Below are 14,654 nucleotides of genomic sequence, written 5' to 3' on the forward strand. Positions count from 1 at the left end.
TTTTGATTACATTATTTAAATGAGCTATTCAATTGATTTTAGACGTAAAGTGATATCTACACGGAAAAACGAAGGGTTGAGTATCCGAGAAACAGCGAAGCAATTTCGGATTGGCCCTGCCTCTGTATCGCGTTGGATTAATCAAATAGAGTCAAAAGCATCGACCACGCGTCAGCGAAAGATCGATAAATCCGAGTTGATAAAAGATGTTGAACAATATCCAGATGCTTACCAAAAAGAACGTGCAGAGCGTTTTGGCGTTTGTCAGAAGGCCATTTGGCAAGCGCTTAAAAAGCTGGGATTGACCTATAAAAAAAACTCTACGTCATCCGAAAGCCGACGAAAACGCCCGGCAGGGATTTCAACAAAAAAAACAACAGTATGAAAAAGAAGGTAAACCTATTGTTTTTATTGATGAAAGTGGTTTTTCACACGATGCCCCACGGACTCACGGCTATTCCCCAAAAGGTCAACGGTGTTTTGGCCTGAAGAACTGGGGAGCTAGGGGAAGAACAAATGTTATCGGCGCTTTATTAGGCACAACGCTGTTTGCTATCGGATTATTTGATATCAATATTAACAGCGATGTTTTCTATGCCTGGGTCACACAAGTCCTTATCCCAGTACTCCCTAAAAACAGTGTAATCATGATGGACAATGCCACTTTTCACAAAAAACATAATATTCAACAAGTCATCATCGATGCAGGGTATATGGTGGAGTATTTGCCTACATATTCGCCAGATCTTAACCCAATTGAGCATAAATGGGCACAAGCAAAAAGCAAAAAAAGAGAGATGGGTTGCGATACAGAGAGTTTGTTCTCAGTCCATATGGTGTAATCAAAATTAAGTCGCTTGGCTATAACCCGAAACTCAGCCTGATATTGTTGCATAAAGACGTACCTCACTTCAGGCGTCTGGCGAAGTACGTCGCGGCCTTTTGGAGGATGGCTAACTCCTCAGCCTGATCAGCCAGTTGACGTTTAAGCCTTACAATTTCAACAGATTGCTGCTGTTCACGTTCGGAGCAGGATAGCGCCATTTGCTGTTTTTTACGCCAGGCATAAAGCTGCGATTCGTGAAGATTCAACTCACTGGCTGCTTTGGCTACGCCAATCCGCTGAGCAAGTAGCAGAGCATTCTCCCGAAACTCGTCCGGATAGCGATTGTTGCTCATTTTACGACCGTTCGATTGAGTCATTTTCCACCTCTGTCAGCAATTTTACTCACTTAACAGCGTGTCCACGATCTCTGGGCCGGATCAGGGCAGAAAATCGCTGGGCTATCGTTCCCCCAATGAGGTATTTTTAACGCACTTACTGGGGGCATAAGCCTCTACCGTTTTGTTGCGTTTCGAGTGGGAATGGGGCCTTTGCTTGAGGCTCAACGGGATGGGGAAGTCCCTCAGGTTCGGCGGCAATCAACTCGCGGGTATAGCAGATTTTTGGTGCAGTCAGTACCTGCTGTACTGGCCCTTGTTCGATGCATTTTCTTGCCCGCATTACACTAAGCGTGTTGCTTAATAGTGAAATAAGGGTGTTTCGGTGATTGAAGTAAATTTTACGCTGTTCTGAGATGGAAATTCCAAAGACCGGCGCTAAGGAGTAAGAAGGTATCATTAATAAAGGGTCTACGATTCCGTAAAATTTGGGTCATGCAACCGAGGCGCTTGATACCCGCGATGGCGTGTTCAACTGTAATACGGATGCCCGAGATTATTTTATTTTCTTGTTTTTGTTCAGTCGATAAAGGTCTTTTTCGAGTTCCTTTTTTTGGGATTTGTGTATTAGGATGCTGTTTATCTATACCTTGAAAACCGGTATCTGCCCAGATGGTTACCTCAGGAGGAATATGGCGAATTATATCGACTTTATCGAGTAAGCGTTTATCGTGACGGCGCCCATTTTTGCTCATGGGGATAAATCCAATTTGCCTTGTTTCGTCAGTCATAATAAGCCCTTTTCGAGTGGTCTGTCTTTTCTTTCCCGAATACATTTTTTTTCGCCGACGCAGATTCTTAGGCTTTTGGACAGGTCGCTCTGTCCCATCAATAAAGACGTCTTTAACTCCAGGAAAGGCGCGAAAAAATTCCTCAGCAGAGCGAATTTGACGAGCGGGCAAAACACATTCTCGCCCCAAGGTCATCTCTAAAACCGGCAATAATATTTTTACCCAGCGACATACCCGTGTTCTATCTAAACCAAAAAGAAGTCCTTGCAAATCATAGGTCGGATAACATTTTAAATACAATAAAATAAAAAGCAGTTTATCTAATGGGGTTGGGATAAATCCTTTCTGCCCTGCACCCATCTGCCGCTCGTGATCTTTTCGATTCTTTTTCCGATAAATCAAATAACAAGCTGAAAATTCAGCGGCTAAATTTTTCAATTCTTCGACTGATAATCCAATGATTGCTTTACATAAACGATTATCTCGTAACAACCGCTCTTTGTTGATCATTTCAAACCTTTATTCTCTAAGTTAAACCTCTTTTTATTCTCAATAGCCTGGGCTTTGTTGAATAAATCAGAATTAGCCGACAGGATGACTCCCTCTGCTACACCTGTTATCCTATCCTGACGCTGTGTGGCATACCCAACAACGTCATACGGTTCAGCGCTTTGACCATCGCTATGGCTTCACCTACTTGAGCCTCATAGTCACGCAGGCTCAGATGGCCACCCAGCAAAGTTTTTATGCGGAACATCGCTGTTTCTGCCACTGAACGCCGGTGATAACCCACTTTCTTTTTCCACATATCATTACTCCCGCTCAGACGCTGATTCGCCACCGCATGGTTACGTTCATGGTACTTGTCCGGCCAGTATTTGGCTCCGCTTCGCGGCGGGATAAGGGGCCTGATTTTCTTTCTTAGCAACGCATCGTGGCAGTAACGGGCGTCATAAGCACCGTCTGCTGACACTTCCCTGATTTTTCGGTGGGTTTGGTTAATCAGGCCCGGCAGTGCCTGCGCATCTGTCGTTCCGCTGAGCGATAAGTCGGCACAGATAATCTCATGCGTCGCACTGTCTGCTGCCAGATGAAGCTTGCGCCACACTCTTCGTCTGTCAGCCCCATGCTGCCTGACTTTCCATTCACCTTCGCCAAAGACCTTCAGACCGGTACTGTCGATGACCAGATGCGAGATTTCACCACGCGTTGGCGTTTTTATGCTGATACTGACGGTTTTTGCCCGCCGACTGACCAGAGAGTAGTCCGGGCAGCGCAGTGGCAGGCTCATCAGTGTAAAAACCGAGTCGACAAAGCCCTGTAATGCCCGGAGCGACAGGTTAAACACGCGCTTTATCATCAAAACCGTGGTAACAGCCATATCGGTGTAGTAAAGCGGCCGACCACGACCTTCAGGCGAAGAACTGTCAGTCCATGCAGCGATGGCCGACTCATCAAGCCAGACCGTCAGGGAGCCGCGTTGTCTGAGTGCTTTGTTGTAGGTGGGCCAGTTGGTGATTTTAAACTTTTGCTTTGCCATGGGGAGCTGCTATCGGGAGCGATGATAGTGCTTTGATCCGGCGATCCCCTGAAAGTTCGATTTATTCAACAAAGCCAATAGCCTGACAAAAAATGCAAGTCTCTATTCAGCAACTAGTTTATTGCCAGAGTAGGCTTTGTCAGCCAGTACCGCATGACCACGACGCTTCATGCTACCGTTCTGCCGTTGCACGCCAATGCCGTCCAGGAGTCGTAACGCGAACAGGCTTTCGTGAGCCTGCCCAGCACTCAGTACGATATTTAGCGGGATGCCGCTTCCGTCAGTCGCCATGTGGATTTTGGTGCCATAACCACCTCGTGAGCGACCCAGGCTGTTATCGTTGGTAATATCGGGATGTTTTTTTGAGCGCCAGCCGCACATTTGAGCGCACGGATATTGCTGCCATCCAGCGCAATGGCTGACCAGTCAACAAGTCCATGAGCATCAAGAAATGAAAGTAACTTATTAAAAATAATGTTAATAACTCCAGACTTTGACCATCTATTGAAACGGTTATAAACGGTTTTCCATGGGCCGTAACGTTCAGGTAAATCACGCCATGGGGCACCTGAACACAGTATCCAGAACATGCCGTTGACGATTTTGCGATGTTCTGCCCATGGCCGGCCTGCCTGCGGAGATGTCAAAACGGTTGGTAACAAGGGCTCAATGATTGCCCATGCTTCATCAGAAAGATCGTAGCGAGCCATAATCCAAAGTGTCTTAGAAACAGATGGATACTATAGCTCAAGCAATTAAGGGACACAGCCTAGCATTTCTGAATTTTGTATTTAGCGTTGTTTAATTAAATAATGTGAATAATATTCATGTGTAATCAGTGAAAGTTTTAGGGGCGTGTGAACCTGGCGTGGATTTAATAAAATATGCCAGGAGGTAATACTTTTAACTGAGTTCGGGGAATGTGGTTATTTCTTATTGTAATTATTACCTGGCGTGATAAATGATATTGTCAATAATAAAAAAAGAACCCGATGCCACAGCATCGGGTTCTTTAGCAGAATCAAACCGCCAATGCATCGGCGGTTAAAGAAAAACGGCCATTACAGCTTGTCGGCGTTTTCCGTCAGGTATTTGGCAACGCCATCCTGCGATGCGCCCATACCGGATTTACCTTTTTCCCACTGTGCCGGGCACACTTCGCCGTGCTCTTCGTGGAATTGCAGGGCATCAACCATACGCAGCATTTCATCAACGTTGCGGCCCAGCGGCAGATCGTTGACGACCTGATGGCGAACGAAGCCTTCTTTATCGACAAGGAAAGAGCCGCGCAGTGCCACGCCAGCATCCGGGTGTTCAATGCCATAGGCTTTCTGGATTTCACGCTTCACGTCGGCGACCATGGCGTATTGCACCGGGCCGATACCGCCGCTTTTCACCGGCGTGTTGCGCCAGGCGTTGTGAACGAATTCGGAGTCAAACGAGACGCCAACCACTTCCACGCCGCGATCTTGAAACTCTTTGTAGCGGTGGTCAAAGGCGATCAGTTCTGACGGGCAGACGAAGGTAAAGTCCATCGGCCAGAAGAAAATCACTGCCGCTTTACCGCTGATATGCTTTTTCAGATTGAAGTTTTCAACGATTTCGCCATTGCCTAATACGGCAGCAGCGGTGAAGTCAGGGGCTTGACGCGTTACCAGGACCATAATAACTCCTGTAAAAGTGATTAAAAGGACGAGGATGAAAAAACAAAAGGCAGTATAGGGTTTCTTCTTCTGTGAATACAGACCAACAGACCGATTAATGAGATAGGTTTTGTCTATCGAATTGATTGGCAACACCCTGCATAAATTGACATCCTTACAGTTGTTGTAAGCGAGCCTGTTCCATCATGCGTGGATAGAAACACCAAAAATAGTCTTCAAAGGCGGTGTAGTGACGCTCGATATCCTCAAACGAGCCCGCTAACGCAGCTAACCGAGGGCGACGTATCGCCATGCGTTGCAGCACATCGGCAATAAAGGGCAGCTCGGCGTAGCGCTCCAGCCAGCGCTCACGCCACAGATAGTGATTCAGATTTTGAAAGCGTTCTGGCGTGTCTGCCAGATGCGGCTCTATCTGAGTGCGAGCGGTATCGACAAACGCTTCCAGCGATTGTTGCGGACACACACACGTCCAGTGGCGGGCAAGAAAATGGTCCCACAGCACGTAAAGCGTGATGGGCGCAACGCGGCGGTAGTCGGCGCTGAAATGGGCGGCGGCGGCTTTCACTTCGGCCTGACTGTCCGTCAGCACATCGATGCGGCGGTGCAGGCGGATACCTGACACCACGTCATCGCTAAAGCCTTGTTGCGGGTTACAGCGCACAAAGTCTGCCATCAGGTTGCCGAGAAGCGAACTATCGGCTAGCGTGGCCAGGTGAAGATGAGCAAGAAAATTCATCCTGCCAGTTTACATCAATTTTATGCACCGTTTGCTTATTTGTTGCAGCCGCGCGCTTACGGCTCTAGACTAGACCGCCGTTTTTTTACCTGTTCCTGTTGAACACTCTTTTATAAATAGCACAACCAAGTGAATAGCCATGCGAGTCTCTGATTTTTCGTTTGAACTTCCCGAAGCGCTCATTGCGCATTATCCGCAGGCGCAGCGTAGCGGTTGCCGATTGCTGTCGCTGGACGGTCCGACGGGAGCCCTGACCTATGGTGTTTTCACCGATCTGCTGGATAAGCTGGCAGCGGGCGATCTGCTGGTGTTTAACAATACGCGCGTCATTCCAGCACGTCTGTTTGGCCAAAAGGCCAGCGGTGGCAAGATTGAGGTGCTGGTTGAGCGCGTGCTGGACACACGGCGTGTGCTGGCCCATGTCAAAGCGTCCAAAGCGCCCAAGCCGGGAACGGAACTGTTGCTGGGAGAAGACGATAGCGTTAAAGCCGTGATGGCTCAGCGCCACGATGCGCTGTTTGAGCTGCACTTTGATGATACCCGCGATGTGTTGACGATATTAAACGACATCGGCCACATGCCGCTGCCGCCTTATATTGACCGGCCGGATGAAGATGCCGATCGTGAACTGTACCAAACGGTGTATAGTCAGCGCCCCGGTGCGGTTGCCGCACCGACGGCGGGCCTGCATTTTGATGAGCCGCTACTGGCTGCGCTGCGCGAGAAAGGGGTTGAAATGGCGTTTGTCACCCTGCACGTCGGCGCAGGCACTTTCCAGCCCGTGCGGGTTGATACCATCGAAGATCACATCATGCACGCGGAGTATGCTGAAGTGCCGCAGGACGTGGTCGATGCTGTGCTGGCGTGTAAAGCGCGCGGTAATCGCGTGATCGCCGTTGGCACCACCTCAGTGCGTTCATTGGAAAGTGCGGCGCAGGCGGCGCAAGAAGCGCTAGTTGTTCCTTTCTTCGGTGATACGCGCATTTTTATCTATCCCGGCTATCATTATCGCGTGATCGACGCGCTGGTGACTAACTTCCATCTGCCGGAATCAACGCTGATCATGCTGGTGTCTGCGTTTGCAGGCTATCAGCACACCATGGCGGCTTACCGTGCAGCGGTGAGCGAGCAGTATCGCTTTTTCAGCTACGGCGACGCCATGTTTATTACGCGCAATCCTGCGGCTGAAGCGGAGCAGGTTGCCAATGCGGCGGACAGCGACGCCTAAGTTTTTTTAAAAGCAAACGCATAATCGCGTCGCAGAGTGCAATCTGTTGGCGTGTTGATTGACCAATAACAACATCGGACTGTTTTTCTGATGCTGGAGGCAAAGTGAAATACGAATTGTTGCAAACCGATAGTAGCGCGCGCCGTGGCCGTCTTGTTTTTGAGCGTGGCGTAGTGGAAACCCCGGCGTTTATGCCGGTTGGCACCTACGGCACGGTAAAGGGCATGACGCCCGAGGAAGTGAAAGAAACTGGCGCGCAAATCCTGCTGGGTAACACCTTCCACCTGTGGCTGCGCCCAGGGCAGGAGATCATGAAGTTGCATGGCGATCTGCATGATTTCATGCAGTGGCATGGCCCTATCCTGACCGATTCCGGCGGGTTTCAGGTATTCAGCTTGGGTGACATCCGCAAAATCACCGAAGAGGGTGTGCACTTCCGTAACCCGATCAACGGCGACCCGATTTTCCTTAGCCCGGAAAAATCGATGGAAATCCAGTACGATCTCGGCTCTGATATCGTGATGATTTTCGATGAGTGTACGCCTTATCCTGCTGATTGGGATTATGCCAAACGCTCGATGGAAATGTCGCTGCGTTGGGCGAAACGCAGCCGCGATCGTTTTGATGAACTCAATAACAACAACGCGTTATTCGGTATCATTCAGGGAAGTGTTTACGAAGATTTACGCGATGTCTCAGTAAAAGGGCTGGTAGAGATTGGCTTTGATGGGTACGCTGTGGGCGGCCTGGCAGTCGGGGAGCCGAAGGCTGATATGCACCGCATTCTGGAGCATGTTTGCCCGCAGATCCCGGCGGATAAACCCCGTTATCTGATGGGGGTCGGCAAGCCTGAGGATCTGGTGGAAGGCGTGCGGCGTGGCATCGACATGTTTGACTGTGTGATGCCAACGCGCAATGCACGCAACGGCCACCTGTTTGTTACCGACGGCGTGGTAAAAATCCGCAATGCGGTACACAAGGATGATACTCGTCCACTGGATGAGCACTGTGATTGCTACACGTGTCGCAATTATAGCCGCGCTTACTTGCATCATCTCGACCGTTGCAACGAAATACTCGGCGCGCGCCTCAATACCATCCACAATTTGCGGTATTATCAACGATTGATGGCGGGTTTACGTCAGGCCATCGAAGAGGGTAAATTAGAGCACTTTGTGGCGGATTTTTACCAACGGATTGGCAAGCCAGCGCCTTCCCTTGCTGAAACGGCGGCAGGTCAACACGACTGACGACGCGGTTTTCGTAGCTGCTGCGCGTGATGTGTACGGTTGAAGCGCTTTAGGCACATTTGGATTTCATATACTTTTGCACACGTTTGGTTTGATAACAAAGAGGATAGTTAAATGAGTTTTTTCATTTCTGATGCTGTGGCTGCAACTGGTGCTCCGGCACAAAGCCCGTACTATCTGGTGATTATGCTGGCTGTTTTTGGTCTGATTTTTTACTTCATGATTCTGCGTCCTCAGCAAAAACGCGCTAAAGATCACAAGAAACTGATGGACTCCATTTCCAAAGGGGATGAAGTGCTGACGACGGGCGGTCTGGTGGGTCGTGTGACGAAAGTCTCTGAGACTGGGTACATCGCTATCGCGCTGAACGACACCAATGAAGTGGTTATCAAACGTGATTTTGTGGCTGCCGTATTGCCAAAGGGCACCATCAAAGCCCTGTAATTTTTGATTTTCCCGAAGGGAACTGCCGTGTTAAATCGTTATCCTTTGTGGAAGTACCTGATGCTTGTCGTGGCATTGCTCATCGGCCTGCTTTATGCACTTCCTAACCTGTATGGTGAGGATCCGGCGGTACAAATCACTGGCGCGCGAGGTATCGCCGCCAGTGAGTCAACGCTGATCCAAGTCCAGAATGTATTACAAGAACAGCAGATCACCAGCAAATCGCTCGTGTTAGAAAGTGGTGCGATCCTTGCCCGTTTCTCCACCCCAGATATTCAACTGCGCGCCCGTGAAGGGCTGGTGAATGCATTGGGTGAGAAGTATGTCGTTGCTTTGAACCTGGCCCCCGCTACGCCAAACTGGCTGCGTATGCTGCGTGCAGAACCCATGAAACTGGGTCTCGACCTGCGCGGCGGTGTGCACTTCCTGATGGAAGTGGATATGGAAACGGCATTAGGTAAACTGCAAGAGCAGACTATGGATTCCTTGCGCAGCGATCTGCGTGAAAAGGGCATCCCTTACGCCACTGTGCGTAAAGCCGATGACAATACCGTAGAGATCCGTTTCCGCGATGCGGCAACGCGCAACGACGCTATTTCGTATCTTACCGCCCGTCATCGCGATCTGGTGTTTAACGCCAGTGGCGATAACCTGATGCGTGCGATGATGAGCGCCGAGCGTCTGCGTGAAGCGCGCGAATACGCCGTCCAGCAAAACATCAATATCTTGCGTAACCGTGTTAACCAACTGGGCGTGGCCGAACCGCTGGTACAGCGCCAGGGTGCGGATCGCATCGTGGTTGAGCTGCCCGGTATTCAGGACACCGCGCGTGCCAAGGAAATTCTGGGGGCGACAGCAACGCTGGAATTCCGTCTGGTAAACAGTTCTGCGGACGTGACGGCCGCGGCCAATGGCCGTGTTCCGGTTGATTCCGAAGTTAAGAACATGCGTGATGGCACCCCGGTGGTGCTGTATAAGCGTGTCATCCTCACCGGTGACCACATTACCGATTCCACCTCGGGTGCCGACGAATACGGTCGTCCGCAGGTGAATATCTCGCTGGACAGCGCGGGCGGTAACGCCATGTCCAATTTCACCAAGGACAGCATCGGTAAACCGATGGCAACCTTGTTTGTGGAATACAAGGACAGCGGTAAGAAAGATGCCACATCCGATCGTTCCATTCTGGAAAAACACGAAGAAGTGATCAACGTCGCGACCATTCAGTCGCGTCTGGGTAACAGCTTCCGTATTACCGGTATCGATAACCCGAACGAAGCGCGTCAACTTTCACTGTTGCTGCGTGCCGGTGCATTGATTGCCCCGATCCAGATTGTTGAAGAGCGCACCATCGGGCCAACGCTGGGGATGGAAAATATCACCCAGGGGCTTGAAGCCTGCTTGTGGGGGTTGGTGGCGTCGATCGTGTTTATGGTGGTGTTCTACAAAGGGTTTGGTGTCATTGCGACCACTGCGCTGGTGGCTAACCTGGTGCTCATCGTCGGGGTGATGTCACTGTTGCCGGGGGCGACGCTCACCATGCCGGGGATTGCCGGTATCGTGTTGACGCTGGCTGTGGCGGTGGATGCCAACGTACTGATTAACGAACGTATCAAAGAAGAATTCAGGAACGGGCGCACGGTTCAGCAAGCCATTCATGAAGGGTACAAAGGTGCGTTCTCCAGTATCGTCGATGCCAACCTGACAACGATGATCACGGCAGTGATTCTGTACGCTGTGGGGACCGGTTCAATCAAAGGCTTTGCCATTACGACGGCGATTGGGGTTGCGACCTCGATGTTTACCGCTATTGTTGGTACCCGTGCGATTGTAAACCTGGTTTACGGCGGCAAACACGTTAACAAGCTGTCTATTTGAGGAGTGCGTCGTGGCACAGGAATATACTGTTGAACAGCTCAACTATGGTCGTAAAGTCTATGACTTTATGCGTTGGGATAACGTCGCGTTCGTCATTTCGGGCACTTTGTTAATCCTGTCACTGATTGTTATGGGTGTGCGCGGGTTTAACTGGGGGTTGGATTTCACCGGTGGTACGGTGATTGAAATCAACCTGGAAAAACCAGCCGATCTGGACTTGATTCGTGACGCGTTGGAAAAAGCCGGTTTTGCCGATCCGTTGATTCAGAACTTCGGTAGCAGCCGTGATGTGATGGTGCGCATGCCGCCGAGCGTGGGCACGTCAGGTCAGGAACTGGGCAACAAAGTGGTTAGCGTGATTAACCAGGGCACGGAACAGAGTGCAACGGTGAAGCGCATAGAGTTTGTTGGACCGAGTGTGGGTAACGATTTGGCGCAAGACGGTGCTATGGCATTGCTGGCCGCGTTGATCTGTATCTTGATCTACGTAGGATTCCGCTTTGAATGGCGTCTGGCGTTGGGGGCGGTGCTGGCATTGGCGCACGACGTGATCATCACCATGGGGGTGTTCTCGCTGTTTCAAATCGAGATCGATTTGACCATCGTCGCATCGCTGATGTCGGTTATCGGTTACTCGTTGAACGACAGCATCGTGGTATCTGACCGTATTCGTGAAAACTTCCGCAAGATTCGCCGCGGTACGCCTTACGAAATCATGAACGTGTCGCTGACTCAGACGCTGAGCCGTACCTTGATGACCTCTGGCACCACGCTGGGTGTGGTATTGATGCTCTACATTTTTGGCGGCGCGATGCTGGAAGGTTTCTCGCTGGCAATGCTGATCGGGGTGTCTATCGGTACTATCTCCTCCATTTACGTGGCTTCCGCGCTGGCGCTGAAGCTCGGGATGAAGCGCGAACACCTGCTGGTGCAGAAAGTCGAGAAGGAAGGGGCGGATCAACCCTCCATCTTGCCTTAAGGCCGTTTGATAACGTTGAGAGAAATCCCTGCTACGGCAGGGATTTTTTTTTATATCAGGGGCGGCTGGTTTCCACTTGATGCAGACGGATAAACCCGAGCTGCTCCGGTGTGACACCGCTTAGCCGCACGCCAAATATGGCTTCGGTTTTGGGCAATAGGGGGGCGTCGAGCATCAGTTGATGGGTGTGCGTTTCGCTTGGCAATGGCTTGCTGCTGACCGGATCGAGCTGACCCCAGTCGAGTTGCGCGTGAAACGCAGGCAGGGCTGTACCTTCCAGTAGCCGAACGTGCAACAGCGCCTGGGTGCCATTGGCTTCGGGTTCAATATGGCTCAGGGAAATGCTCAGTTTGCCAATATTGCTTTCTAAAATTGCGCTGCTTTTTGCGCTGGGCAGCAGGTACACACCGTGGGTAGAGTGACTGTTTAAGGTATTTTGCTGCTCCAGGGCTAACGCCTGTGCCGTCAGGGTTTGTAATTGCCGGTTAAGCTGCCCGACTTCCCGTTGCAGCGTAGGCGTTTGCGGAGGCGCTGAACAGCCCGTCAGCGCCAGCATCAAGAGACCAGATGCACGATAATAGTTATTCATTCAGGTATTCCCCTCATTGCATTATGCCTTTCTCGTGTCGTTTTTACGTGGCAAGTATATAAGCGTAGTGGCGAATGAGAGTTAAATCATGCCGCGTTTATGCAGGCACTTATGCAAATATTGGTCTGTAAGCGCTGGATATTTAGGTTAGTCAATCAAATCAGGGTAAACTAAGCGCAAGAGAAGCTAATCATCGGGATATGTTATGCACTGCCCATTCTGCTCTGCTGTTGATACCAAAGTTATTGATTCTCGTCTGGTTGGAGAAGGCACGCAGGTGCGGCGTCGCCGTCAGTGTCTGGTGTGCAATGAGCGCTTTACCACGTTTGAAGTGGCGGAGCTAGTGATGCCCCGGGTGATCAAAAGCAATGACGTTCGCGAGCCCTTTAACGAAGAGAAATTGCGTAAAGGGATGCTGAAAGCGCTGGAAAAACGGCCGGTCAGTGCGGATGATGTTGAAAATGCCCTTAATCATATCAAATCTCAACTGCGTGCTACGGGTGAGCGTGAAGTCACCGCCAAGATGATTGGCAATTTGGTGATGGATGCCCTGAAGCGCTTAGATAAAGTCGCTTATATTCGTTTTGCCTCCGTATACCGTAGCTTCGAGGATATTCGGGAGTTTGGCGAAGAGATTGCTCGGTTACAGGATTCGTCATATGGAACGGCAAGATGAATTCTGGATGGCACGTGCGCTTGAACTAGCGCGGCGTGGTCGTTTTACTACCTCGCCAAACCCTAACGTTGGCTGTGTGATTGTGCGCGACGGTGAAATGGTCGGCGAAGGTTATCACCTGCGCGCCGGTGAACCACATGCGGAAGTGCATGCGCTGCGCATGGCGGGTGAACAGGCCCGTGGAGCGACCGCCTATGTGACGCTGGAGCCGTGTAGCCACCACGGGCGCACGCCGCCCTGTGCGGATGCGTTGATTGCGGCGGGTGTGGCGCGCGTCGTGGCGGCGATGCAAGATCCCAACCCTCAGGTAGCCGGGCGTGGTTTACACCGTTTACAGCAGGCGGGTATCGCCGTCAGTCACGGCTTGATGATGCAAGATGCCGAGCAGGTTAATCTGGGTTTTCTCAAACGGATGCGCACTGGCGTTCCGTATGTTCGTCTTAAAGTGTCCGCTTCGCTGGACGGTCGCACGGCGATGGCGTCCGGAGAGAGCAAGTGGATTACCTCTCCCGAGGCGCGTCAGGATGTGCAACGCTTTCGTGCACAAAGCGCCGCTATCCTTAGCAGCAGCGCTACCGTGCTGGCGGACGATCCGCTGTTAACGGTACGCTGGGAGACGTTGGATGCCACTACGCAACAGCAGCTTCCCGATGTGGCGCTGCCTCAGCCCGTGCGCGTGATCGTCGACAGCCATGGACGCGTAACGTCTCAGCATCAACTGGTCCATCAACCGGGCCAAACCTGGCTGGCGAGTACCCAACCGAACAATGATAGCGCATGGCCTGACAGCGTGACACACCTGACTCTGCCTGCTCACGGTGGCGGCGTCGATTTGGTTGCGCTAATGATGACGCTCGGCAAGCGCCAGATTAATTCAGTGTGGGTTGAAGCCGGTGCTACGCTGGCAGGTGCGCTGTTGAATGCGGGCGTGGTCGATGAGTTGATCGTGTACCTGGCCCCGAAACTGTTAGGGCATGATGCCCGGGCCCTGTGTGTGTTGCCGGGGTTGACGCAATTGGCGCAAGCGCCTTCATTTACGCTGACGGAAGTGTGCCAGATTGGCCCCGATCTCCGTCTGCGTTTGATACCGCAATCCTGACGTCGATATCCTGCGGTTTTGGTTTGCTCTGGCCTCAATGGGGTGTGGCAGACAAAACCGGATACGCCGTCGCAAGAATGTGATAGAATCCGCCCCCCTGCGGGGTATTAGCATGCGATTATGATTATAAGGAACGCTATGAACGTCATTGAAGGTGTTGTTGCCACCCCTGATGCCCGCGTCGCGATTGCGATTGCCCGTTTCAACAATTTTATCAACGATAGCCTGCTGGAAGGTGCTATCGATGCGCTGAAACGTATTGGTCAGGTCAAAGATGAAAACATTACTGTCGTCTGGGTGCCTGGTGCTTATGAGCTGCCAATGACTGCGCGCGCGCTGGCAAAAAACGGCTATGACGCCGTCGTGGCGCTGGGAACGGTGATCCGTGGCGGCACTGCGCATTTTGAATATGTTGCGGGTGAGTGCAGCTCCGGGTTGGCGCATGTTGCCATGAACAGCGATATTCCAGTGACGTTTGGCGTTTTAACGACAGAAAGCATCGAGCAGGCGATTGAACGCGCTGGCACCAAAGCGGGCAATAAAGGTGCAGAAGCTGCGCTGACCGCGCTGGAAATGATTAACGTATTGAAAGCTATCAAATAAGTTTGATTAAAAAAGG

15 protein-coding genes and 2 pseudogenes are annotated in these 14,654 nt (G+C 51.2%); 10 read left to right on the forward strand and 7 right to left on the reverse strand.

The features are described 5' to 3' along the window. Positions 1–19 precede the first annotated feature (19 nt). Both ACQGXV_RS23215 and ACQGXV_RS23220 read left to right on the forward strand, forming a co-directional pair. A complete protein-coding gene (locus ACQGXV_RS23215) occupies positions 20–385 on the forward strand; it encodes an IS630 transposase-related protein (RefSeq protein ID WP_440862584.1) in 366 nt (121 codons plus the stop codon). Next, positions 309–842 (forward strand): IS630 family transposase, encoded by a 534-nt coding sequence (locus tag ACQGXV_RS23220; RefSeq protein ID WP_440862665.1) that lies wholly within the window; start codon positions 309–311, stop codon positions 840–842. Before ACQGXV_RS23215 ends, ACQGXV_RS23220 begins: the two co-directional genes overlap by 77 nt. A gap of 17 nt (positions 843–859) precedes the next feature. Here the strand turns inward: ACQGXV_RS23220 and ACQGXV_RS23225 are convergent. From ACQGXV_RS23225 to ACQGXV_RS23250, 6 genes and pseudogenes are all read right to left on the reverse strand, one after another. Continuing rightward, positions 860–1,203 (reverse strand): annotated as a pseudogene (locus ACQGXV_RS23225) (transposase); the annotation flags it as partial. Positions 1,204–1,562: 359 nt separating this feature from the next. Beyond that, positions 1,563–2,462 carry a transposase family protein gene (locus tag ACQGXV_RS23230; protein ID WP_440863284.1) on the reverse strand — a complete coding sequence of 300 codons (900 nt, stop codon included), beginning with the start codon at positions 2,460–2,462 and terminating at the stop codon, positions 1,563–1,565. Positions 2,463–2,568: 106 nt separating this feature from the next. Beyond that, positions 2,569–3,492, reverse strand: a complete 924-nt coding sequence (locus tag ACQGXV_RS23235; RefSeq protein ID WP_440862815.1) for an IS5 family transposase — start codon at positions 3,490–3,492, stop codon at positions 2,569–2,571. 114 nt (positions 3,493–3,606) lie between these two features. Further along, positions 3,607–4,202, reverse strand: a pseudogene (locus ACQGXV_RS23240) (IS5 family transposase); the annotation flags it as partial. 351 nt (positions 4,203–4,553) lie between these two features. Continuing rightward, positions 4,554–5,156 (reverse strand): peroxiredoxin C, encoded by a 603-nt coding sequence (locus ACQGXV_RS23245; RefSeq protein WP_440867565.1) that lies wholly within the window; start codon positions 5,154–5,156, stop codon positions 4,554–4,556. Positions 5,157–5,310: 154 nt separating this feature from the next. Continuing rightward, entirely contained in the window at positions 5,311–5,892 is a 582-nt protein-coding gene (locus tag ACQGXV_RS23250; protein ID WP_440863285.1) for an ACP phosphodiesterase, read from the reverse strand. A gap of 139 nt (positions 5,893–6,031) precedes the next feature. Here ACQGXV_RS23250 and queA point away from each other — a divergent pair, with 139 nt between their 5' ends. The 5 genes from queA to secF all read left to right on the forward strand — a co-directional run bounded on the left by queA (position 6,032) and on the right by secF (position 11,671). Then, positions 6,032–7,120 carry a tRNA preQ1(34) S-adenosylmethionine ribosyltransferase-isomerase QueA gene (gene queA, locus ACQGXV_RS23255; RefSeq protein WP_440863286.1) on the forward strand — a complete coding sequence of 363 codons (1,089 nt, stop codon included), beginning with the start codon at positions 6,032–6,034 and terminating at the stop codon, positions 7,118–7,120. Between the two features lie 104 nt (positions 7,121–7,224). Continuing rightward, positions 7,225–8,370, forward strand: coding sequence for a tRNA guanosine(34) transglycosylase Tgt (gene tgt, locus ACQGXV_RS23260; RefSeq protein WP_440863287.1), 1,146 nt, complete (start codon positions 7,225–7,227; stop codon positions 8,368–8,370). A 114-nt stretch (positions 8,371–8,484) separates the two neighbouring features. Next, positions 8,485–8,814, forward strand: a complete 330-nt coding sequence (gene yajC / locus ACQGXV_RS23265; RefSeq protein ID WP_440863288.1) for a preprotein translocase subunit YajC — start codon at positions 8,485–8,487, stop codon at positions 8,812–8,814. Positions 8,815–8,841: 27 nt separating this feature from the next. Next, positions 8,842–10,692 carry a protein translocase subunit SecD gene (secD, locus tag ACQGXV_RS23270; RefSeq protein ID WP_440863289.1) on the forward strand — a complete coding sequence of 617 codons (1,851 nt, stop codon included), beginning with the start codon at positions 8,842–8,844 and terminating at the stop codon, positions 10,690–10,692. Positions 10,693–10,702: 10 nt separating this feature from the next. Beyond that, positions 10,703–11,671 (forward strand): protein translocase subunit SecF, encoded by a 969-nt coding sequence (gene secF / locus ACQGXV_RS23275; protein ID WP_440863290.1) that lies wholly within the window; start codon positions 10,703–10,705, stop codon positions 11,669–11,671. Positions 11,672–11,726: 55 nt separating this feature from the next. Here secF and ACQGXV_RS23280 read toward each other — a convergent pair whose 3' ends face one another. Beyond that, the gene (locus ACQGXV_RS23280) at positions 11,727–12,260 is read right to left on the reverse strand and encodes a DUF3251 domain-containing protein (RefSeq protein ID WP_440863291.1); all 534 of its coding nucleotides are present in this window, start codon (positions 12,258–12,260) and stop codon (positions 11,727–11,729) included. 205 nt (positions 12,261–12,465) lie between these two features. On the opposite strand from ACQGXV_RS23280, the gene nrdR reads away from it, so the two are divergent. The 3 genes from nrdR to ribH all read left to right on the forward strand — a co-directional run bounded on the left by nrdR (position 12,466) and on the right by ribH (position 14,638). Continuing rightward, positions 12,466–12,936 (forward strand): transcriptional regulator NrdR, encoded by a 471-nt coding sequence (gene nrdR / locus ACQGXV_RS23285; protein WP_440863292.1) that lies wholly within the window; start codon positions 12,466–12,468, stop codon positions 12,934–12,936. Beyond that, on the forward strand, positions 12,920–14,035 hold the full coding sequence (gene ribD / locus ACQGXV_RS23290; RefSeq protein ID WP_440863294.1) for a bifunctional diaminohydroxyphosphoribosylaminopyrimidine deaminase/5-amino-6-(5-phosphoribosylamino)uracil reductase RibD: 1,116 nt from the start codon (positions 12,920–12,922) through the stop codon (positions 14,033–14,035). The genes nrdR and ribD overlap by 17 nt, the downstream gene beginning before the upstream one ends. A gap of 138 nt (positions 14,036–14,173) precedes the next feature. Beyond that, positions 14,174–14,638 (forward strand): 6,7-dimethyl-8-ribityllumazine synthase, encoded by a 465-nt coding sequence (gene ribH / locus ACQGXV_RS23295; RefSeq protein WP_252318939.1) that lies wholly within the window; start codon positions 14,174–14,176, stop codon positions 14,636–14,638. Positions 14,639–14,654: the final 16 nt, after the last annotated feature.

Origin of the sequence: Symbiopectobacterium purcellii (assembly GCF_052050035.1) — a bacterium.
Taxonomy (GTDB): Bacteria; Pseudomonadota; Gammaproteobacteria; order Enterobacterales; family Enterobacteriaceae; genus Symbiopectobacterium; species Symbiopectobacterium purcellii_A.